General features: G+C 59.8%; 16 protein-coding genes. 7 read left to right on the forward strand and 9 right to left on the reverse strand.

Translation table 11 applies throughout. The annotated features are described in order from the left end of the window. Positions 1–114 precede the first annotated feature (114 nt). Both FHU41_RS04390 and FHU41_RS04395 read right to left on the reverse strand, forming a co-directional pair. Positions 115–2,517 carry an ATP-binding cassette domain-containing protein gene (locus FHU41_RS04390; RefSeq protein WP_179388387.1) on the reverse strand — a complete coding sequence of 801 codons (2,403 nt, stop codon included), beginning with the start codon at positions 2,515–2,517 and terminating at the stop codon, positions 115–117. Between the two features lie 108 nt (positions 2,518–2,625). Then, positions 2,626–3,681 carry a 3-isopropylmalate dehydrogenase gene (locus FHU41_RS04395; RefSeq protein WP_179388388.1) on the reverse strand — a complete coding sequence of 352 codons (1,056 nt, stop codon included), beginning with the start codon at positions 3,679–3,681 and terminating at the stop codon, positions 2,626–2,628. A 137-nt stretch (positions 3,682–3,818) separates the two neighbouring features. Between FHU41_RS04395 and FHU41_RS04400 the strand changes: the two genes are divergently transcribed. From FHU41_RS04400 to FHU41_RS04430, 7 genes are all read left to right on the forward strand, one after another. Further along, complete coding sequence (locus FHU41_RS04400) at positions 3,819–5,009, forward strand: sensor histidine kinase (protein ID WP_425503244.1); 1,191 nt, start codon at positions 3,819–3,821, stop codon at positions 5,007–5,009. A 22-nt stretch (positions 5,010–5,031) separates the two neighbouring features. Then, the gene (locus FHU41_RS04405) at positions 5,032–5,757 is read left to right on the forward strand and encodes a response regulator (RefSeq protein WP_179388389.1); all 726 of its coding nucleotides are present in this window, start codon (positions 5,032–5,034) and stop codon (positions 5,755–5,757) included. A gap of 116 nt (positions 5,758–5,873) precedes the next feature. Beyond that, positions 5,874–6,647, forward strand: a complete 774-nt coding sequence (locus tag FHU41_RS04410; RefSeq protein ID WP_179388390.1) for an ABC transporter ATP-binding protein — start codon at positions 5,874–5,876, stop codon at positions 6,645–6,647. 1 nt (position 6,648) lies between these two features. After that, positions 6,649–9,090, forward strand: coding sequence for an ABC transporter permease (locus FHU41_RS04415; protein WP_179388391.1), 2,442 nt, complete (start codon positions 6,649–6,651; stop codon positions 9,088–9,090). 256 nt (positions 9,091–9,346) lie between these two features. Beyond that, complete coding sequence (locus tag FHU41_RS04420) at positions 9,347–9,634, forward strand: hypothetical protein (RefSeq protein ID WP_179388392.1); 288 nt, start codon at positions 9,347–9,349, stop codon at positions 9,632–9,634. Then, entirely contained in the window at positions 9,631–11,364 is a 1,734-nt protein-coding gene (locus FHU41_RS15370; RefSeq protein ID WP_179388393.1) for a C2 family cysteine protease, read from the forward strand. The genes FHU41_RS04420 and FHU41_RS15370 overlap by 4 nt, the downstream gene beginning before the upstream one ends. Beyond that, a complete protein-coding gene (locus tag FHU41_RS04430; protein WP_179388394.1) occupies positions 11,361–12,005 on the forward strand; it encodes a hypothetical protein in 645 nt (214 codons plus the stop codon). Before FHU41_RS15370 ends, FHU41_RS04430 begins: the two co-directional genes overlap by 4 nt. 64 nt (positions 12,006–12,069) lie before the next feature. Here FHU41_RS04430 and metG read toward each other — a convergent pair whose 3' ends face one another. The 7 genes from metG to FHU41_RS04465 all read right to left on the reverse strand — a co-directional run bounded on the left by metG (position 12,070) and on the right by FHU41_RS04465 (position 21,081). Beyond that, on the reverse strand, positions 12,070–13,623 hold the full coding sequence (gene metG, locus FHU41_RS04435; protein WP_179388395.1) for a methionine--tRNA ligase: 1,554 nt from the start codon (positions 13,621–13,623) through the stop codon (positions 12,070–12,072). A 63-nt stretch (positions 13,624–13,686) separates the two neighbouring features. Continuing rightward, on the reverse strand, positions 13,687–14,430 hold the full coding sequence (locus FHU41_RS04440; RefSeq protein WP_343046242.1) for an ArsR/SmtB family transcription factor: 744 nt from the start codon (positions 14,428–14,430) through the stop codon (positions 13,687–13,689). Between the two features lie 5 nt (positions 14,431–14,435). Then, a complete protein-coding gene (locus FHU41_RS04445) occupies positions 14,436–15,833 on the reverse strand; it encodes an MFS transporter (RefSeq protein WP_179388397.1) in 1,398 nt (465 codons plus the stop codon). Positions 15,834–15,920: 87 nt separating this feature from the next. Next, a complete protein-coding gene (serA, locus tag FHU41_RS04450) occupies positions 15,921–17,513 on the reverse strand; it encodes a phosphoglycerate dehydrogenase (RefSeq protein WP_179388398.1) in 1,593 nt (530 codons plus the stop codon). 120 nt (positions 17,514–17,633) lie between these two features. Further along, a complete protein-coding gene (ilvC, locus tag FHU41_RS04455) occupies positions 17,634–18,659 on the reverse strand; it encodes a ketol-acid reductoisomerase (RefSeq protein WP_179388399.1) in 1,026 nt (341 codons plus the stop codon). A 52-nt stretch (positions 18,660–18,711) separates the two neighbouring features. Next, a complete protein-coding gene (gene ilvN, locus FHU41_RS04460; protein WP_179388400.1) occupies positions 18,712–19,224 on the reverse strand; it encodes an acetolactate synthase small subunit in 513 nt (170 codons plus the stop codon). A gap of 3 nt (positions 19,225–19,227) precedes the next feature. Next, the gene (locus FHU41_RS04465) at positions 19,228–21,081 is read right to left on the reverse strand and encodes an acetolactate synthase large subunit (RefSeq protein WP_425503275.1); all 1,854 of its coding nucleotides are present in this window, start codon (positions 21,079–21,081) and stop codon (positions 19,228–19,230) included. Between the last annotated feature and the right edge of the window lie 310 nt (positions 21,082–21,391).

Below are 21,391 nucleotides of genomic sequence, written 5' to 3' on the forward strand. Positions count from 1 at the left end.
TCAGGCTTAGTTCGGTTATTCATCATTAACTGTACCGCTCGGAAGCGGCTAGTGGGGTGGCCAAAACCATTCTACTGGCCTGAGCAAAGTTCCCCGTTATCGAGGCAGTTCTACTCAGGCACCCACGTAGGCTGCGAGGTGCTCAGCCGTGAGGGTTGAACGGGCCGCGACCAGCTCGGCCGGGGTACCCTCAAAAACGACCTTACCGCCGTCGTGCCCGGCTCCCGGACCTAAGTCAATAATCCAGTCGGCATGTGCCATGACCGCCTGATGGTGTTCAATCACGATGACCGATTTGCCCGATTCCACCAGCCGGTCAAGCAGACTCAAAAGTTGTTCGACGTCGGCCAGGTGAAGACCCGTGGTCGGCTCATCGAGCACGTACACGCCGCCCTTCTCCCCCATCCGAGTGGCCAGCTTGAGTCGCTGCCGCTCGCCGCCGGAGAGGGTGGAAAGCGGCTGACCGATGCTGAGATAGCCGAGGCCTACGTCGACTAGGCGCCGCAGAATGGCATGGGCCGCCGGGATTTTGGCCGCACCCTTACCGAAGAAATCCTCCGCTTCGACCACCGACATGGCCAGCACCTCGTTAATGTCCTTGGCGGTATCCTCGTCACCGAGTTTGTACTCCAGCACCTCGGCGCGGAATCCCTTACTTTCACACTCCTCGCAGGGCGTCTCGACGGTATCCATGAAACCAAGATCGGTGGAGATGACCCCGGCACCCTTACAGACCGGGCAGGCACCTTCGGAGTTCGCGCTGAAGAGCGAGGCCTTCACGCCGTTCGCCTTGGCGAAGGCTTTGCGAATCGGCTCCAGCAGGCCGGTGTAAGTCGCCGGGCTACTGCGCCGATTGCCCTTAATCGCGCCCTGATCGATAGAGACCACCTCTTCACGATGATCCAGCGAGCCGTGAATCAGTGAACTCTTGCCGGAACCCGCAACCCCGGTGATCACCACCAGCACGCCGAGCGGCACATCGACATCGACATTCTGCAGATTATGCGACTTTGCGCCCCGGATTTCGATGGCTCCCTTGCTGGAACGCACCGAGGATTTCAGCTGCGCCCGATCATCGAGGTGGCGACCGGTGAGCGTACCGCTGGCTCGCAGTCCCTCAAGGGTGCCCTGGAAACAGATCTCACCGCCGGCCGTGCCTGCACGCGGGCCAAGGTCCACCACGTGATCGGCAATGGCGATGGCTTCGGGCTTGTGCTCCACCACAAGCACCGTATTGCCCTTATCCCGCAGTCTCAGCAGCAGATCGTTCATTCGCTGGATGTCATGCGGATGCAGGCCAATGGTCGGCTCGTCGAAAACGTAGGTGATATCCGTGAGCGAGGAGCCGAGGTGACGAATCATTTTGGTGCGCTGCGCCTCGCCGCCCGAAAGGGTTCCGGAGGGGCGATCGAGCGAGAGGTAGCCGAGGCCGATATTTACAAAAGAATCAAGCAGCGCCAATAAGTTCGCCAAGAGCGGCGCCACCGACGGTTCTTTGACTCCCCGCGCCCAGTTGGCCAGATCGCTGATCTGCATGGCGCAGGCATCGGCAATGCTGATCCCGGCGATCTTCGAGGAACGGGCGCCTTCGCTGAGCCTGGTGCCGCCGCATTCGGGACAGGAGATAAAGGTGACGGCTCGCTCCACGAAGGCACGGATATGGGGCTGCATTGCCTCCTTATCCTTGGAGAGCATCGACTTCTGGACCTTGGGAATCAAGCCTTCATAGGTCATGTTGATGTCCCCGACCTTGACCTTGACCGGCTCCTTGAAAAGGAAGTCTTGGAGTTCCTTCTCGGTATAGTCCCGGATCGCTTTATTCGGATCGAGGAAGCCGGAACCGGTGAAGATCTTTACACCCCAGCCATCCGCCGTGTAACCGGGAATGGTCAGCGCTCCCTCATTAAGGGACTTGGAATCGTCATAGAGCTGTCCGCGATCGATGTCATTCACGGTGCCCATGCCTTCGCAGCGGGGGCACATGCCACCGGTAATGCTGAAGCTGCGGCGTTCCTTCACCGTCTTACCGGCTTTTTCCAGAGTGACCGCACCGGCCCCGCTAATCGAGGGCACGTTGAAGGAGAACGCGTTCGGTGAGCCGACGTGCGGCTGCCCCAGTCGACTGAAGAGCATCCGCAACATGGCATTGGCATCGGTGACCGTGCCGACCGTGGAACGAGAGTTCGAGCCCATCCGCTCCTGATCGACGATGATCGCGGTGGTCAGCCCGCCAAGCACGTCGACGTCCGGGCGGGCGAGCGTTGGCATGAAGCTCTGGATGAAGGTGCTGTAGGTCTCGTTGATCATTCGCTGCGATTCGGCCGCAATGGTAGCGAACACAAGCGAACTTTTACCGGAGCCGGAGACGCCGGTAAAAACAGTCAGTCGTCGCTTCGGAATCTCAAGGCTCACGTCCTTGAGATTGTTCACCCGCGCGCCCTGCACCCGGATCAGGTCGTGACTATCGGCGGCTTCCAGCTCAGAGGACTGCGAGTCCGTTCCGGTGTCCTGGCTCATCGTGTTTCTCTCCTCTGGGCGGGGCCGGATTTACCAACCCGGTCGCGGCAACGATCATGGTCCATCCTAGTGGCCGCGCCCATCACGATGATTCTAGGCGAAGTACCCCTAACCGAGGCGAGCCAACACCGCATCGCCGATTTGCGCCGTCGTGCGCTGGCCCAGCGAAGCACGCCCCGCAATGTCCGCCTCCACTGCGGTCTCAATCCTGGCGGCCAGCTCCGGCTGTCCGAGATGATCCAGCAAAAGCGCAGCCGAAAGAATTGCCGCACTGGGATCAGCTTTCTGCTGCCCCGCGATATCCGGAGCGGAGCCGTGCACCGGCTCAAACATGCTCGGTGCGCTGCGATCCATATTGAGGTTCCCGGAAGCAGCCAAGCCGATGCCGCCGCTAATCGCCGCGGCCAGATCGGTCAGGATGTCCCCGAAGAGATTGTCCGTGACAATGACATCAAAACGAGCCGGATCGGTGACCAGGAAGATGGTGGCGGCATCGACGTGCAAGTAGTCGACCGCCACCTCCGGGTATTCTGCGGCAATGGCTTCTACCGTGCGCTTCCAGAGATGTCCTGAATAGACCAAAACATTGTGCTTGTGCACGTAGGTGAGCTTTTTCCGCTCACTCTGAGCGGCACGACGGAAGGCGTCCCGCACCACTCGCTGCACACCGAAAGCGGTATTGACAGAGACCTCGGTGGCAATCTCCTCCCCTGTGCCAACGCGCAGTGCGCCACCGTTGCCGACATAAGGACCTTCGGTGCCTTCCCGGACGACGACGAAATCCACCACACCGGGAGCTGCCAACGGGCTTGACACTCCTGGATAGAGCTTCGATGGGCGCAGATTCACATAGTGGTCCAGGCTGAACCGCAGCTTGAGCAGCAGCTCGCGTTCGATCAGTCCGGAGGGAATCCGGGTGTCCCCCGGCGCGGCGCCCACCGCGCCAAAGAGGATGGCATCGTGCTGACGAATCGCAGCGAGCGTCTCCTCCGGCAGAGTCTCCCCGGTGCGCAGCCAGTGTTCGGCACCGAGGGTGTACTCGGTCAGTTTCAATTCCAGATCGGTTTGGCTGGCGACAGCCTTGAGGATCTTGACTGCCTCGGTCACCACCTCCGGTCCAATTCCGTCGCCGGGAATGACTGCCAGATCAATCGATGTGCTCATCCTTCCAGGGTAATGAGGCATCCAAATGCTGGACAACCTGTCTCACCCTCCGGACAATCTGCGGACAGTTGGCGAAGGTTCCGGAATCAGACCGTGGCAGGATGCAAGCGGCGGCCGTCAGGCTCTAAGGTCGAAACATGGTGATGCACAGGGTCTACGAGTGGTTCCGCACTCATCATTTCATCGTGGACATCACCGTCACCTGCCTGCTCTGGTTAGCCTTGGCCTTTTTCCCGAGCTCAGAGCTGGGAATCACGGTGTTTTTCGCCACCTTGCTGATCGCGCCGCTTATCTGGCGACGCACCCGCCCCGTGCTGGCCGGCAGCATTATTGCGGCAGCCGCTATTTTGCAGTGGGCTCTCGACATCACCCCGATGCCCGCCGATCTTGGCGTGATCCTGGTGGTCTACGCTCTTGCGGCCTTTGCCCCGCGCTGGGCTAGCCTCTGCGGTCTCAGCCTAGCATTATTAGGTGGCGCGATGCTGGTTACTCGCTATTACCTCTACCTCGGCCTCGACACCAGCACTTTCACCATTGCAAATCTGCCTTATGCGGTCATCCTAATGATTCTGGTCTGGGTGCTGGTGCTCTTCGCCTGGACCTTTGGGGATCTCACTCGAACCCGCAGGCTACGCGAACAAGGACTGGAGGACAGGGCTCAACGACTGGAAATTGAGCAGCAACAGGAGCGTGCCCTGGCCGCGAGTGATGAAAGAGCACATATCGCCCGCGAAATGCACGACATCGTGGCCCATTCGCTCTCCGTCATCATCACCCAGGCCGACGGCGGCCGTTACGCTGCCGAACAAGACCCGAAGATCGCTACCGAAACCCTGCGCACCATCGCGGAAACCGGGCGAAACTCACTGCGCGAAATGCGTCGCTTACTTGGCGTGCTACGTGGTGACGAAGAAGCCTCTACCAGGCCGCTCCCGGGCCTGGGAGATATCGATGAGTTGCTGCTCGGCTTTCGCTCCTCGGGGCTATCCGTCGAGCTGAATCAGCTGGGCCAGGCTCGCAGACAGCTCCCCGCCGGAGCAGAGCTGACCGCCTATCGAGTGGTCCAGGAAGCGCTCACCAATGTGCTCAAACACGCCGGTCCGCGAGCGCACAGCACGGTAAGTCTGAACTGGCAGTCGCGCGGGCTATCCATCTCGGTGCTCGACGACGGTCGCGGAGCCGCCGCCGACCCGCCCAGCTCCGGGGGCGGAAACGGTCTGCTCGGCATGCGCGAGCGGGTCAAGCTCTACGATGGAACCCTGGAAGCAAAGCCCCAGACCGGTGGCGGCTTCCAAGTCGCCGCATTCATTCCCTATACCGAAGCCTGATCCAGCTAGCAACGAGGCATTGATGACCGATACCGCAGAAAACACCGCCAATGCCGGGATCAAGGTTGCCCTGGTGGACGATCAGCAATTGGTCCGCTCCGGCTTCACCATGCTGATCAATTCGCAGCCCGATCTCGAGGTCGTTCTGCAGGCCGGGAACGGTAGGGATGCCCTCACCGCGCTGACAGCGAGCGCCGCCGACGTCGTACTGATGGACGTGCGGATGCCCGGAATGGACGGCATCGAAACCACCCGCAAACTGATGGAGCGGGTGCGTTCGGCACCTGACGGTTCCCGCTTGGCCGGACTCAAGATCGTGGTGCTGACTACTTTCGATTTGGACGAGTACGCGCTAGCCGCCATTCAGGCCGGCGCCAGTGGCTTCCTACTCAAGGACGCGCCACCGGAGGAACTATTGGAAGCGATCCGCACCGTCTATCGCGGCGACGCCGTTATTGCCCCCTCCACCACACGTCGGCTGCTGGACCATGTGGCTCCCTTACTCAGCGCCCCGAGCGCTGCCAAGGATGAACACCAGCAAGCTGTGCAGCGCCTGACCGCGCGGGAACACGAGGTTTTCCTGTTGATTGCCCAGGGCTATTCCAATCCGGAGATCGCCAGTAGCCTCTTCCTCTCCGAGGCGACCGTGAAGACCCACGTTGGACATATTTTGAGCAAACTCAGTGCCCGGGATCGAGTGCAGATTGTGGTCATCGCCTACGAGACCGGTGTGGTTACCCCGAGCTAGGCGTGCTCAGACCCGTGGCCTCTCATACCCTGGGCTGAGGCTCACCGCTCTGGAGCTGACCGGAATCATTCCCTGGCCCGATTCCCTCGCTATCGAGCCGTCGGTACCGTCGAAGTATGACCACTTTGACTGATACTCACTCCTCGGGGCCAGAAGGCGTCGCTACCGGCACGGCCGTTTCAGCACGCGGCCTGAACAAGAACTATGGCCGGGGCGAGACCGCAGTGACGGCCCTGCAAAATGTTGATGTCGATTTCGCCTCCGGCCGTTTCACCGCCATTATGGGCCCCTCCGGTAGCGGCAAATCGACCCTGATGCACTGCCTGGCAGGCCTCGACACGGTGGACGCTGGCAGCATTACCATGGCCGGAACGGATCTCACCAAACTCAATGATGCTCAGCTCACCGCGCTGCGCCGGGACCGAATCGGCTTCATCTTCCAAGCCTTCAATCTGGTCCCTACCCTGACGGCTGAGCAGAACATCACCCTCCCGGTTGCCCTCGCCAATGGCACCGTAGACCGCGAGTGGTTTGATTTCGTCACCACAACACTGGGCTTGACCGATCGGTTGACGCATCGGCCACACCAGCTCTCCGGCGGCCAGCAGCAGCGAGTCGCGGTAGCCCGCGCCCTACTGACTCGTCCCGAGGTGATCTTCGCTGATGAGCCCACCGGCAATCTGGACTCGCGAGTGGGTGCCGAGGTGCTTGGCATGCTGCGCCGAGCCGCCCAAGAGATGGGGCAGAGCATTATTATGGTCACTCACGATCCGCTGGCCGCATCCTATGCGGATCGGGTGGTGCTCTTGAGCGACGGCAAACTGGTGGGCGATCTAAGCAACCCCACCCCAGAGACCGTGCTGGCTGCGCTGGCCAAATTGGGTGCCTGAGATGCTCCAGGTAGCCCTTGCTCAAGTCAAAACACATTCCCGGCGCTTTATCGCCATCGGACTTGCCGTGATGCTCGCCGTCGGATTTCTGGTGGCCACCCTACTGGTTGGCAGTTCCACTCAAGCAACTCTGAAAGCCAGCGTCGGGCAGTCCTTCAATAAGGCCGATGCCGTCGTTTCCTCGACTAACTACGAACAGCCACTCAATCAAAAGGCGTACGACGCCGTGAAGCAGCTACCCGGAGTCAGCTCAAGTTTCGCTCAGATCAATGCACCGGTAGAGGCCAGTACGACCGCGGGAAGCTTCAACGCCGTATTGCAGAACACCTCCCAGGACCTCTCGCTGGAATCAGCCGTCCTGAGCTCGGGAAGCCTGCCCGGCAGCCCCACCCAGGTGGCGATCGATGAGAAAACCGCGGAGCGTCAGCAGGTGAAGCTCGGGGGGAACCTCACCCTGAGCAATTCGAAGGGCCAGAAACTCGAAGTCACGGTGAGCGGCTTATTCAAGCCGAGCAATGACCCGCATAGTTCCGGAGCGGGTCAGATGTTGGCTCCACTGGCCACCGTAACTCCGTTGGCGACCAGCCCGCTGAGCTTCACCACAATTCAACTCAAACTGGCTTCACCGCTTGACCAGAACAGCCGGACCGCCATTCAGCAGGCCGTCGAGGCGAGCGGTTTCAAAAACATCACGGTCCTCACCGCGGACGAACAGACCACGGAAACCATGAAGGGAATGACCGGTGGAACCGATGTGCTCACCGTCGTGCTCTTGGCCTTCGCCGCAATAGCGCTGATTGTCGCGGCCCTCGTAGTAGCCAATACCTTCGCAGTGCTGGTCGCCCAACGCACCCGTGAACTCGCCCTGCTGCGTTGCGTCGGCGCCAGTAAGAGTCAGATTCGAAATTCTGTGCTGGTTGAAGCGCTCTTAGTCGGCATCCTGTCCTCGATATTGGGAGTCGCGCTGTCCATTGCCGGGATGGCCGCCCTGGTCTCTTCCCTACGCACTATCCCGGACTACCAGTTCGCTACCTTCGCGCTGAATTGGCAGGCTGTGGTGGCTGGGCTCGTGGTGGGCACCTTGCTGACCCTGGTGGCAGCCCTGGTACCCGCCCGGGCCGCGACCGCCGTCGCGCCCTTGGCTGCTATGCGGCCCGCCGATGACGCTGCACTCAACAACCGTGGCGGACGCACTCGCCTCGTGGTGGGCGGGGTACTCCTGGTCTTCGGCGGTCTAGCCCTCACCGCGGGCGCGCTGACCTCGAACCTGCTGATCGCGGTACCCGGCGGTGCTGCAAGCTTTATTGGTCTGCTGCTTTGCGCCAATTTGTTCATCCCAGCTTTGGTTTCCGCGGTGGGTAAGCTCGCCACCCCGGCCGGCGTGCCCGGCAAACTAGCCTCGCTGAACGCGGTGCGGAACCCCAGCCGGACGACGGCGACCGCGGCCGCGCTGCTGATCGGCGTCACCTTGGTCTCGATGATGCTCACCGGCGCGGCAACAGCGCGCAGCACCTTCGATTCCAGCCTGGAGGGACGTTATCCGGTAGATGTCCAGGCGTATGACGGGAAATACACCAGCCAACAACTCGAAGCCGTTAAAGCACTGCAAGGGGTTACTCAAGCGGTGCTGATCCCGCTGGTGGGTAAGCTTGGCGGCGAATACTCAGGCACCCCGGTCTACGGTATCTCCTCCGCAGATGCTGCCCTGCTGCTGAGCACTCCGCAGAACCAGGTGAAGCCGGCCCAGCTGCTGATGCCCAAGGGCACCAAAGCCAGCTCGCTGACCCTGGACTCCGGTAGCAGCCATCAAGATCTGCCCGTGGCCCAGGCCAGCACGGCTGAGTTCCCGGTGATGGTGAACCTGGGGACGGCTCCCGCACCATCCGGTGCCCTGCAACAGGTGTGGATGAAACTGACTCCAGGGCAGAGCACGGATGAGCTGCTGACCCTGCAGAAGAAGATCGCGGCTGCCCTCGGCGTCCAGGACTCCCAGGTTTCCGGCGGGGCCTTGATCAAGGCTGGCTTCAATCAGGTGATCGATATTCTGCTGCTCGTTGTCACCGGGCTGCTCGCGGTAGCAGTGTTGATCGCCCTGATTGGGGTGGCGAACACACTCTCGCTTTCCGTCTTGGAACGCACCCGGGAGAACGCGCTGTTACGTGCCCTTGGTCTGAGCCGAGGTGCGCTGCGTGGCATGCTCGCCCTGGAGGCGGTCTTGATCGCCGGGGTCGCGGCGCTGATCGGAGTGGTCCTGGGCAGCCTTTACGGTTGGCTGGGCACCCAGTCCGCCCTGGGCCCGCTCGGACCGGTGATGCCCAATCTGCCCTGGCTGCAATTACTTGCAGTACTGCTGATCGCCGCGGTGGCTGGCCTGGCTGCTTCGGTAATCCCGGCCCGAAGAGCCGCCCGGCTCTCGCCGGTTGAGGGCCTGGCCACCGACTAATCGGTTGATCGGCTAATCGGTTGATCAACTAATCGGCGCTGAACCCGTTGGCAGCCTACTGGCGTTAACGTAGTGCGCGGTCGTGAGTATCGGATGCACCATTGGGGCGTGGCCGCGGCCACGCCCCAATGGCGTTCTTGGACCATATTTTCGTAAGGGATTTCTGTGAGTTGGTTGTCTCTCGGCTGCTCGACGGTTTACTGTATGTTGTATTGACTATCGTTTGGGTAAAATTCTCGGCGAGTGAGAGAACAACATGTCCGATCTGCTAACGAGTACCGCATTCTTCGAATCCCGTGCGAAGACTGTTCTCGGGGTGTCGGGGGATCTCACTGCTGCCGTCGCCATTCCCGTGATGGACGCCGGTACCGGCGGTTTCGCTCACGCTGTGGAGGCTGTGAACTCGGCGTTGAAGGATCAGATCGCCGAGGCTCAGGAGCTGTTCTATGCAGCGGCACAGGGCATCCGGTCTGCAGCCCAGTCCTTCACTGCTGCGGATCAATCCTTGGCTGGCAAGCTTCCGCACGGGGTGACTTTATCGTGAGCCGGAAGAGCGCTTACAGCGCCGGGGAGTGGAATCAGGCCGGTGGTGATCCGTGTCCCGGAGATCCGCAGAGCATCACGAGTGTCGGTACGTTCTGGAAAACTCAGACGAGCACCTATCAAGGCTACGCGGACCAGATGAAGTCCCTGGTCAGCACCGATGGTTCAGCAGGTCTCACCGTAGAGGCAACGCTCGGTCTATTGACCTCGCTAGCTCGCTTCCTGGAGTCATCGATCAAGGACTTCACCACACTCTCCGGGGTGTGTTCGGAATGCGGGCTCTGGTTGAAGGGCTTACAAGACCGCTCTGAATCGGAGCTCGGAGACTTCCTGGCTGCAAAACAGAAAACGAACCAGATTCAGCAAGTCATCAACGACCCGTCTCAAATGTCCATGCCGGGCATGGATTCCCTTATTCAAGGGCATCTGGAAGACGCGCATGCTGCCCGCGATATCGCAAGCAGGGCTCTGGAACAGATCCGTACCGAATACACCGAAGGTATGAGCGGCTACGGTGCCCGCTATGTGCTCCGCCCAGTCAGCGAACGCGCCCGTATCGCGGGTTTGGATGGTGCTGTAGTTTCCGGCAATCCGGTGTTGAATCAGATGCTTGCCGGACTGGCGCCTGTGTTCGCACGGTTCGAGGTAGACCAGAGCCGTACCAATGACCTGCTGGGCAAAATCAAAGGTGCTGGTGGGGTTAACGCGGTGGGGTATTTATTTGGCGCCTTGTCGTGGATGGGTCCAGGCGTCTACAGCCAGGCGGAGTGGCGGGCGGCTATCGCCGGGCTCAGCGACGACGATCTGAAACAGTTCAACGACTTTCTGACCAATAATGGTGGCGATGGGCCGATGATCATGGCCAATCAACTCTTCAATGCCGCCTCTGCCGTGGACGTGGACCGGTTGCACCAATTTATGCCGGCCCTGGAACCCGGTTCAAAAGGCGACGGCTGGATCAAACCACCTATCGACCTCTCCCAGCGCTTCCAACTCAAAGACGTCCATCAAGGAGCGGCGGATGACTGCTGGTTCAATGCTGGCATCGGTGCGATCGCCGGAACCAGACCAGGTTTCCTTGAAAAGAACATTCGACAAAACCCCAACGGCACCTACACAGTGACTTTCTATAAGGACGACAAGCCCTTCGAAACCACGGTCAGTGGCTACCTGCCTTACCAAAACTTCAAAGGGAGAAAGATCCCTTATTACTCCTATGGTGAGGACGGTCAAGAGAACAAGGGTTGGAATTGGGCTTCAGTGTTTGAGAAGGCGCGGGCTGCTCAGCCCGGATCTGGCACTTATGACAGTCTCAGTGGTTTCTCGTCAGCCTTCGGAAACAAAGGGGTCGCACCTGAAGGTGCCTTGGAACTACTCACCGGACAGGACGCAGACACAATCATCGTGAATGATCCCGCTCACGGCAACCACCTCGCACCCTTGTCACCGACGGAAGAGCAGTTGAAGAAAGCAATAGACGACCACCAACCCATTGCTGCAACCCGATACACCGACGGCTTCCCCTGGGACCAAAACCCGGGTAACCCCGCACTCGTCCCCTACCACGTCTACATCGTCACCGGCGTCCAGAACGGCAAAGTCACCCTCGCCAACCCCTGGGGACCAGACGGCGGCAACCTAAAAGGCACGAAGATCGAAGGAACAGTAACAATCTCGATAGACGAGTTCCGTTCGCGTTTCCGTGACCTGGCTATCGGGGCCAAGCCATGAGCGGCACGACGGAGAATCTGCCCAAAGCTTCGGACATAAACACCACCGATACCGCAGCCACATCAAATTCCCAGCACAAATGGTCCGCACGGCGCCACTGGATAACCTGGGCCAGCCTTCTTGCCGGGCTGATCGTGATATCTGTTGCCGTGACAGGGTTCCCCTTGAACGCCTTCTGGCCAGCGCCCACTATTCCGGAGGCCAACGTAGTACTAACTAATCCCCCGCCAAAGCTATTCAGCTCGGCCCCACGGCTTGATTACCCCGGCGCAACCAGTGACACGAAAAAGGCTGGCTGGATTTACACACAGCCAAACTCTCTTTACGGCTACCACAGCGATCTCAAGACACTGAGTCTGGTATTGAATATCGAAATAGATCAGGCACCCTGGATCGAAGGATCACCCAACAAGGGAAAAGCTGTTCACCTTGAGCATGGCTTCAAGAACGCCCAGGAGGGGCATACCTACACCTACGGCCCGATCACGGTAAAGATCCTAAAATTCTGGAAACCACCTTACCCTTGGTACGAGCCGCCTTGGCCGCCCTACCCCACCGATTACTACCAAGTGACCTTCGACGAAACCAAGATCACCTGGCCAGCTAACACGGCTTCCTGGCAAGCATCCGAAAGCGACTGAAAGAGTAAGGCAACTAAAAACAAGTAGATGAGCTAAAGCTGGCAGCCATCGATTCCAGCTAGTTTTAGCTGTCGCTTGTTGACTCTTCGTAGCGCGGGAAGATCGGCTCCGGGGCCGGAAGCGAAGTCCCCGCCACCAGAACCATAGCGAAGGCACTAAAGTCGCGGGCGCCGTCGTCGTGCGAAACTCCCAAGGCATCCAGCAGCTTAGCTGCGGATTCCGGCATCACCGGCTGAAGCAGCAGGCCGACTCGACGCAGCACCTCCAGGGTCACGTACAGCACGGTCTGCATCCGCTCCGGATCGGTTTTCCGCAGCACCCAGGGCTGCTGCTCGGCGAAGTAGGCATTGGTATCACCCAGCACGGTCCAGATCGCCTCCAGGGCCCGGTGGAAGTCCTGCACCTCGAAATAGCCGCGGTTTAGTTCCAACAGCGCCTCGGCCTGATCAAGCAGAGCGGTATCGGCCGCACTGAATTCGCCAGCAGCGGGTACCTGGGAGTCGCAATTCTTAGCCACCATTGAGAGCGAACGCTGCGCCAGATTGCCCAGATTATTCGCCAGATCCGAGTTCTTCCGGCCAATAATCGCCTCATGGCTGTAGCTTCCATCCTGACCATAGGGCACCTCGCGGAGGAAGAAGAAACGCACCGCATCCAAGCCGTATTCGGCAACCCAATCGGCCGGGGCAACCACATTGCCCAGCGACTTGGACATCTTCACCCCGTTATTGAACAAGAAGCCGTGGATCATCACCCGTTTGGGTAGCTCAATCCCCGCGCTCATCAGGAAAGCGGGCCAATAGACGGCGTGGAAGCGGGAGATGTCCTTGCCAATAATGTGCACATCAGCGGGCCAGTAACGCCACTTCTCCGAATTCTGATCGGGGAATCCGGCCCCGGTGAGATAGTTGGTCAGCGCGTCCACCCAGACGTACATGACATGCTTTTCGTTGCCGGGAACCGGAACACCCCAGTCAAAGGAAGTCCGGCTGATCGAGAGGTCTTGTAGCCCCGACTTCACGAAGCTAATCACTTCATTGAAGCGGTACCGAGGTGCCGCGAATTCTGGCTGCGCCTGATAGAGCGCCAGGAGCTTATCCTGGTACTGCGAAAGCCGGAAGAAATAGGACTCTTCTTCGGTCCAAGTAACCTCGGTTTCGGTCTCCTTGGAGTACCGGATTCCATCCTCACGGAGCTCGGTTTCGTCCTCGTGGTAATAGGCCTCGTCGCGCACCGAGTACCAGCCGGTGTACTTATCCAGGTAGATATCGCCATTGGCTTCCATCCGACGCCAGATCTCCTGCGAAGCCGCGTAATGATCCGCATCGGTGGTCCGCATGAAGCGGTCGTAGCTGCTGCCCACCAAATCGTGCACCTCGCGGATCGCTTCGGAATTCCGATCCACCAATTCCTTGACCGGCAGACCTTCTTTTTCCGCGGTCTGCTGCATTTTCAGTCCGTGCTCATCGGTACCCGACATGTAGAAGACATCGAAGCCGTCTAGGCGCTTGAAACGAGCCAGCGCGTCCGCGGAGACGTACTCATAGGCATGCCCGATATGTGCCACCCCATTGGGGTAGGTAATCGCGGTGGTCAGGTAGTAAGGAGTCTTGGTCACCCCTTGAAAATACCGTCCGCCGGGTGGCTTAAGAAATCGTGACGGTTTTGAGCGGCTCACTACTCAAGGACGCTCCCAGTCCAATCCGAAGTGCTGGTGCAGAGCATCGATTCCGCTGCTCGTGATTTTCAGTGCCCGGCTGCTCTGCCGTTGCAGGATCCAGCCCTGCTCCAGAAAACGCTCGAACAATCCCCGTCCCAGCTTTCCGGCCAAGTGATGGCTCTGCTCGGTCCAGTCGATGCAATAGCGGATCAAGGGTCGGCTGCCCGGTGCGAATTTCACCCCTAGTCTGCCAATGAACTCTTCGCCGGCTGGGGTGAGCTTGTAGTCGTGATCGTGTCCGTGGCTGGCAGGGCGATCGGTACCGCTCTTCAGCGGATCGTAGCTACCGTCGCCACCGCTAAGAAGCCCTTGATTGAGCATACTTTTCATCACCGAGACGCCCAGCCTGCCCGCCAAATGGTCGTAGCAGGTGCGAGCCAGGCTCAATTGTGCCGCTTTGGTGCCTTCGCGAAGCGAGCGGATCGGTCCCTCGGAGGCCAGTTCGGCAAGCTTCTCGATCACCTCGGCAACCTGTTGATTCGCCAAGCGATAATAGCGATTCCGGCCATGTTCGGCGACGGCAAGTAAGCCGCCGTCGCTGAGCTTACGGAGGTGACTACTCGCCGTCGAACGGCTAACTCCGGCCTCGCTAGCCAGCGTACTGGCGGGCAGTTCCTTGCCGGAGTGCAGTGCCATCAGAATGCGGCTGCGTGCCCGGTCGGCAAAAAGCTCGCCAACTCGGGATAGGTTCACTTCGCCTCTCACCACCATCACCTCACTGTAACTCTGTGCTGCGCGGTTTCCCGGGAGACAGTGGCGAAGAAGGTACACACCAGGCCGAGGATAAAGCAGCCCGCCACAATCGCCATGAGTGGTGCCAGCACAGCGGTGCTCCCTGGGTGGCTGCCCAGCACCGCACCCAGTACCGCAATACCAATGGCACCACCCATCTGCCGCGAGGTGTTGAGCACTCCGCTGGCCAGACCCCGATGTTCCTCCGGAGCCGAGTAGAGCGCTACCGAGGTCATGGCTGGCATCGCGAAGGAACAAAGTCCAAGAATCCCCATTCCCACCATGAGTAGTGGAATGGAGTTGCCGAGCCCCGCGAAGAGCACCGTCAATGATCCGACAACTCCCGAGCCAAACCCCAGCATCATTGGCACCCGGGGGCCGAAACGCGCCGCCAAGAACCCGCTGGCTGGTGCACCGAAACAGACCACGACGGCGAGTGGGAAGACCGCGAGGCCACTTGCCATTCCGGTCAGGCCCAGAACGCTCTGTAAGACCAAAGTGACAGAAAGCAGGGTGCCATACAGACAGCAGTTAAAGAGGAATCCCACCCCAATGGCCCAGCTAAAGGATGGCGCCGAAAAAATGTTCAAGGGCAGCATGGCGCCAGGTCTGCGTTCCAGCCGGAAAAAGAAGAACCCGAGCACGACGGCGACCAACAGTAAGCAGAGGTAGAGTAACGGTTCGCCGTGGCCGGTTTCGATGATTCCGGCGGTCAAAGTTGCCAAAGTCAGCACGCCGAGTAAAGCACCTGCCAGGTCTAGGCGTCGGCTCTGTGGCGGCGACTCGGCCGCTAGCAGCCGAATGGCCAAGCCGATCAGCAAGGTGACCGGAAGATTGAGCCAGAAAATTGCCTGCCAGGAGAAATTGCTCAGTAACAGTCCACCGAGAAGCGGTCCAGCGGCGAAGCCGACGCTGGCCACCCCTCCCCATACTCCCAGCGCCCGTGCCCTGGCGGCAGGTGCCGGAAAGAGCTGACTGACCAGAGCTACCGAGGAAGGTAGTAGCACGGCAGCGCCGATGCCCTGGAAAACCCGTCCCGCGATCAGCCAGCCGAATTCGGGGGCCAGCGCACAAAGCACGGAGGCCAGGGCGAAGAGTAACAAGCCGCTCAAGCAGAGCTTCCGGTGCCCAATTCTGTCTCCGAGCGATCCGGCGGTCAGCATGAAGGCCGCCAGCGGCACGGTGTAACCGTCAATCACCCACTGCATGGCGCTCACATCGCCACCGAGATCGCTCCGAATAGAACCCAGTGCGATGGTGACAATCGAGGCATCCAATTGGATAAGCGCGAAAGCCAAGGAGAGGGCGACCAGAGCCATCCAGCGTTGCCGTGACGAAAAAAATGGCTTCTGTAGCACTGGCACTGCGGTTTGCATGGCGACTCCTTGAGCTGGCTTCTTTAGCCAGTCTGCCGCCGAAATGATTCGATCACGGTCGAATCATTCCCTCCGCTGAGCGTAAGCTCAGTCCTCCAGGTCGACCTCGCGGGCGGTACTGGCATTGATGGATGCGCGTAGCTGATCCAGTACCTGCTGGGGCACCGCACTGTCCACGGTGAGCAGGCAAAGTACCTGACCGCCGTCGGCCGCTCGGGAGACCTGCATTCCGGCAATGTTGATGCCCTTCTCGCCCAGGATTCCACCCACCGTGCCCACCACACCGGGTCGATCCTGGTAGATCAGCACAATCAGGTGATCGCTAATCGGGATTTCAACGTCGTAGCCGTTGACCCCCACCAGCTTCTCGATCTGCTTCGGTCCGGTCAAGGTACCCGCCACGGAGATCTGCGAACCGTCCGAAAGAGCACCGCGCAGGGTCAGCACATTGCGGTAATCTTCCACTTCTTCGGTGGTAATCAGCCGCACGTTGATACCGCGTTGCTCGGCGAGGACCGGAGCGTTGACATAGGAAACCTGTTCGGAGACGACGTCGGTAAACACGCCTTTGAGCGCCGCTAGTTCGAGCGCTTTGACGTCCTTCGTGGCGATCTCGCCAGCCACCTCGACGTCGATCTGGGTCACCGAAGCATGGGTCAGAGCGGTGAATACTCGGCCGAGCTTTTCGATTAGGGGGATGCCCGGGCGAACGTCCTTATCGATCACGCCTCCGGCGACGTTCACGGCGTCGGGCACCAATTCGCCCGCCAACGCGAGCCGCACAGATTTCGCCACCGAGATACCAGCCTTCTCCTGTGCCTCATCGGTTGAGGCGCCCAGGTGCGGGGTGACCACCACGTTGTCTAAGCCGAAGAAAGGCAGATCGGTGCTCGGCTCGCTCACAAAAACATCAATACCGGCCCCGGCGATCTCGCCGTCCTGCAGAGCCTGGTACAGGGCGGTCTCATCGATCAGCCCTCCCCTGGCCACGTTGATCACATAGGCGGTGTTCTTCATTTTCTTGAACGCCTCGGTGCTGATCATGCCGAGGGTCTCCGGCGTCTTGGGCATGTGGATGGTGATGAAATCTGACTGTTCCAGCAGTTCATCGAGGCTGACTAGCTGGACGCCCAGCTGAGCGGCCCGAGCGCTGGTCACGTAGGGATCGTAGGCCAAGATCTGAGTTTCGAAGGCTTGCAGCCGAGCGGTGATCAAAGCGCCGATCCGGCCCAGGCCAATAATGCCGACCTTCTTCTCGTACAGCTCTGTACCGGTGTACTTAGACCGCTTCCACTCCCCCGCCTTGAGTGCGGCGCTGGCCGCCGGAATGTGCCGAGCCAGACTCAAGATGTGGCCCACCGTGAGTTCCGCAGCGGAAACAATGTTCGACGTCGGTGCGTTCACCACCATCACACCGGCCTGGGTCGCAGCCTTGATGTCCACATTGTCCAAGCCGACCCCGGCGCGGGCCACCACCTTGAGCTTTTTGGCGGCGGCAATAGCTTCGGCATCCACCTGGGTGGCCGAACGCACCAGAATGGCGTCGACATCGGCGATGGCAGCGAGCAGTTGGGACCGGTCAGCGCCGTCGGTATGCCGGATCTCAAAGTCCGGACCGAGCGCATCAATCGTTGCGGGTGAAAGTTCTTCGGCGAGCAGCACTACGGGCTTGGCGGTCACAGGAGGTTCCTCAAAATTCAATTAGATCCGACAGCAAACTTCAATGCGCGAGTGCACACTTAAAGCCTATGTTGCGTGAAGAACATGGGCGTTAAGTGTGCACTCGCGCGTAACAAAGGGTTAGCGGGCTACGGAGCCTTCGGTGTAGTCGTCTTCGTTCTTGATCCAAGAGAACAGCTTCCGCAGCTCGCGGCCGGTGGTCTCGATCGGGTGCTGTTCACCCTTGAGCCGCAACGCCTTGAACTCCGGAGCTCCAGCATCCTGATCGTCGATGAAACGCTTGGCGAAGCTGCCGTCCTGGATGTCCTTGAGCACGGCCTTCATGTTTTCCTTGACGTGCGGATCGATCACCCGAGGGCCGGAAACGTAGTCGCCGTATTCGGCGGTATCCGAAACGCTCCAGCGCTGCTTAGCAATGCCGCCCTCAACCATCAGGTCGACGATCAGCTTGAGCTCGTGCAGCACCTCAAAGTAAGCAACCTCGGGCTTGTAACCAGCTTCGGTCAGAGTCTCGAAACCGTACTGAATGAGCTGCGAAGCACCACCGCAAAGCACAGCCTGCTCGCCGAAGAGATCGGTCTCGGTCTCCTCGGTGAAGGTGGTCTCGATGACTCCGGCGCGAGTGCCACCAATGGCCTTCGCATAGGAGAGTGCGAGTGCCTTGGCGTTACCGGAAGGATCTTGCTCGACGGCGATCAGGTCCGGCACGCCGCGGCCGGCTTCGAACTCGCGGCGAACAATGTGGCCCGGGCCCTTAGGAGCAACGAGCGCAACGTCGACGTCCGCCGGGGGCTTGATGTAGCCGTAACGGATGTTAAAGCCATGGCCAAAGAACAGCGCATCGCCGGCCTGCAGATTAGCTTCGATAGATTCTGCATAGACGTGCCGCTGTACCTGATCCGGGGTAAGCACCATAATTAGATCGGCTTCGGCCACGGCCTCGGCCACATTGAGCACGCGCAAGCCCTCGGCCTCAGCCTTAGCTCGCGATTTGGATCCTTCAGCCAGTCCAACTCGAACGTCGACGCCGGAATCGCGCAGGCTCAGGGCGTGCGCATGGCCTTGACTGCCGTAGCCGATGACGGCGACGGTGCGACCCTGGATGATGGACAGATCGGCGTCGTCGTCATAGAACAACTCGGTCACAGTGATTCTCCTTTGAGGCCTAAGGGCCTTAGTTGTTGGATAAAAATAAGGGTTATGCGCTGCGCAGGGCGCGTTCGCTCATCGAACGAGCCCCGCGGCCGATCGCCAGGGTGCCCGATTGGACGATTTCCCGGATTCCGAACGGCTCAAGCACATTGAGTAACGCCGTGAGCTTCTCCGGATGGCCGGTGGCTTCAATGATGAGCGAATCCGTGGAGACATCCACCACTGCGGCCCGAAACAGGTCGGCAGCTTGGGTAACTTGCAGCCTGGTTGCTGCATCCGCACGAACTTTGACCAGGATATGGTCGCGCTGTACGGAAGAATCGGAAACGAGTTCAACGATTTTGATCACGTTGACCAGCTTGTTCAGTTGCTTGGTGACCTGTTCGATCAAGTCACCCTCCGCCTCGACCACAACTGTCATCCGGGAAACCCCGTTGATCTCGGTGGGGCCGACGGCAAGGGAGTTAATGTTGAAGGCCCGGCGGGCGAACAGGCTGGAGACCCTGGTGAGTACACCTGGCTTGTCTTCCACCAGAACAGAGAGGGTATGACGCGCCATCTTTTAGTCCTCCTCTTCCCACTGTGGGGTCAGGTTTCGAGCCACCTGGATCTGATCGTTGCTGACACCCGCGGGCACCATCGGCCAAACCATTGAATTGGGACTCACCACGAAATCGATCACCACCGGGCGATCATTGATCTCCAGGGCTTTCTGAATGGTCGCGTCGATGTCCTCTTCGCGTTCGCAGCGCAAGCCCACACAATCGTAGGCTTCGGCAAGTTTCACGAAATCCGGTACCCGAATGGTGTTGTGCCCGGTATTCAGATCGGTATTGGAGTAGCGACCGTCGTAGAAGAGGGTCTGCCACTGCCGCACCATGCCGAGCGAGGAGTTGTTGATGATCGCTACTTTGATCGGAATGTTATTGATCCGGCAGGTGGCCAGTTCCTGATTGGTCATCTGGAAACAGCCGTCACCGTCAATCGCCCAAACCACTCGATCCGGAGCACCCACCTTGGCACCCATCGCGGCGGGTACCGAATAGCCCATCGTGCCCGCTCCCCCGGAGTTCAGCCAGGAATGCGGACGCTCGTACTTGACGAACTGAGCCGCCCACATCTGATGTTGTCCCACGCCAGCGACGTAGACCCCTTCCGGGCCGGTGAGCTCACCAATGCGCTGAATCACCTTCTGCGGCGAAGTTAACCCGTCCTCGGGCTCGGTCCAGCCCAAGGGGTAAGTGTTGCGGAGGTTGTCCAGGAAGGACCACCATTCGGCCAGATCAGGAGTTCCAGACTCGGCGAATTCGGCGGTCACGGCTTGAATAAGATCAGGAATGATCTCTTTGACCGAGCCGACAATCGGGACATCCGCGGTGCGGTTCTTAGAAATCTCGGCCGGATCAATATCCGCGTGGATCACCTTAGCGCCAGGAGCGAAGCTGGCGAGCACTCCGGTCACCCGATCATCGAAACGGGCCCCCAGGGTGATGAGCAGATCGGATTGCTGCAGAGCAGTGACGGCAGAAACCGATCCATGCATACCCGGCATACCAACGTGCTGTGGATGTGAGTCCGGGAACGCTCCACGTGCCATCAATGTGGTCACCACGGGAGCCTTGGTCAGCTCAGCCAGGGCACGGAGTTCGGCCGAAGCGTGCCCTTTGATCACGCCACCACCCACATAGAGCACGGGCTTCTTTGCGGCTGCAATCAGTCGGGCTGCTTCGCGTAACTGCTTGGAATGTCCGCGGAACACCGGGTGATACCCCGGAAGATCGACGCTGGGTGGCCAGGCGAAAGTCATCGGCCCTTGCTGGGCGTCCTTGGCGATATCTACCAACACCGGACCGGGTCTGCCGGTGGACGCCAGGTGGAAGGCCTCGGCCAGCACCCGAGGGATGTCATTAGGGTCGGTGACCAGGTACGAATGCTTGGTGATCGGCATCGTGATGCCGACAATATCTGCTTCCTGGAAGGCATCAGTTCCGATCACTCCGGAGGCAACCTGACCAGTGATAGCAACCAAGGGTACGGAGTCCATATGTGCATCCATAATGGCTGTGACCAGGTTGGTAGCCCCGGGACCCGAGGTGGCAATGCAGACGCCAACCTTCCCGGTCACCATCGCATAACCTTCTGCAGCGTGCCCGGCACCCTGCTCGTGCCGGACCAGAACGTGGTTCAGGTCCGAAGCCATTAAGGGATCGTAGGTGGGCAGGATCGCGCCACCCGGAAGCCCGAAGATATCGGTCACCCCGAGCTCCTCAAGAGCGCGGACGATTGCTTGCGAACCGATCATCTGCGTGGGCGGGATAACCCTATTGGGGCCCTGGACCAGCGAGGCAGCGGCCAAGTCGGCTTTGACGAGGGACCTCGCCGAGCTTGCTTTGGCGGACTGGTGCGAATTCGCCATCAGCGCCGGACTGGCTGTCACCGTCGGGCTGGTGGTCGGACTTTTACTCATGAGACTCTTCTTTCGCTTTCACCGTTGGAAAGCATGACGGTGATCCGGTGTCGCATCAGGTGGAGCTGGTCGATCCAAATAAAAAACCCCTCCAGCCGGTTGGCTCTGCGAGGGGTTTGCGCGTGCTATGCAGCTCGGACTGTTACCAGTCGGACGGTTTGCCTTGTGGGCTAATCCGTCACGCGCTTGGTAAGGACTACGAGAATTCCGATCTGCATACCTTTAGTGTTCCGGTCCTCGCAGAGAGTGTCAACCGACC

This window comes from Psychromicrobium silvestre, assembly GCF_013408295.1.
GTDB lineage: Bacteria > Actinomycetota > Actinomycetes > Actinomycetales > Micrococcaceae > Renibacterium > Renibacterium silvestre.

Coding starts and splice junctions, on each gene's coding strand:
- FHU41_RS04390 (WP_179388387.1), bottom strand. CDS start 2,517: ATGAGCCAGGACACCGGAACGGACTCGCAGTCCTCTGAGCTGGAAGCC.
- FHU41_RS04395 (WP_179388388.1), bottom strand. CDS start 3,681: ATGAGCACATCGATTGATCTGGCAGTCATTCCCGGCGACGGAATTGGA.
- FHU41_RS04400 (WP_425503244.1), top strand. CDS start 3,819: ATGGTGATGCACAGGGTCTACGAGTGGTTCCGCACTCATCATTTCATC.
- FHU41_RS04405 (WP_179388389.1), top strand. CDS start 5,032: ATGACCGATACCGCAGAAAACACCGCCAATGCCGGGATCAAGGTTGCC.
- FHU41_RS04410 (WP_179388390.1), top strand. CDS start 5,874: ATGACCACTTTGACTGATACTCACTCCTCGGGGCCAGAAGGCGTCGCT.
- FHU41_RS04415 (WP_179388391.1), top strand. CDS start 6,649: ATGCTCCAGGTAGCCCTTGCTCAAGTCAAAACACATTCCCGGCGCTTT.
- FHU41_RS04420 (WP_179388392.1), top strand. CDS start 9,347: ATGTCCGATCTGCTAACGAGTACCGCATTCTTCGAATCCCGTGCGAAG.
- FHU41_RS04430 (WP_179388394.1), top strand. CDS start 11,361: ATGAGCGGCACGACGGAGAATCTGCCCAAAGCTTCGGACATAAACACC.
- FHU41_RS04445 (WP_179388397.1), bottom strand. CDS start 15,833: ATGCAAACCGCAGTGCCAGTGCTACAGAAGCCATTTTTTTCGTCACGG.
- ilvN (WP_179388400.1), bottom strand. CDS start 19,224: ATGGCGCGTCATACCCTCTCTGTTCTGGTGGAAGACAAGCCAGGTGTA.
- FHU41_RS04465 (WP_425503275.1), bottom strand. CDS start 21,081: ATGGCGAATTCGCACCAGTCCGCCAAAGCAAGCTCGGCGAGGTCCCTC.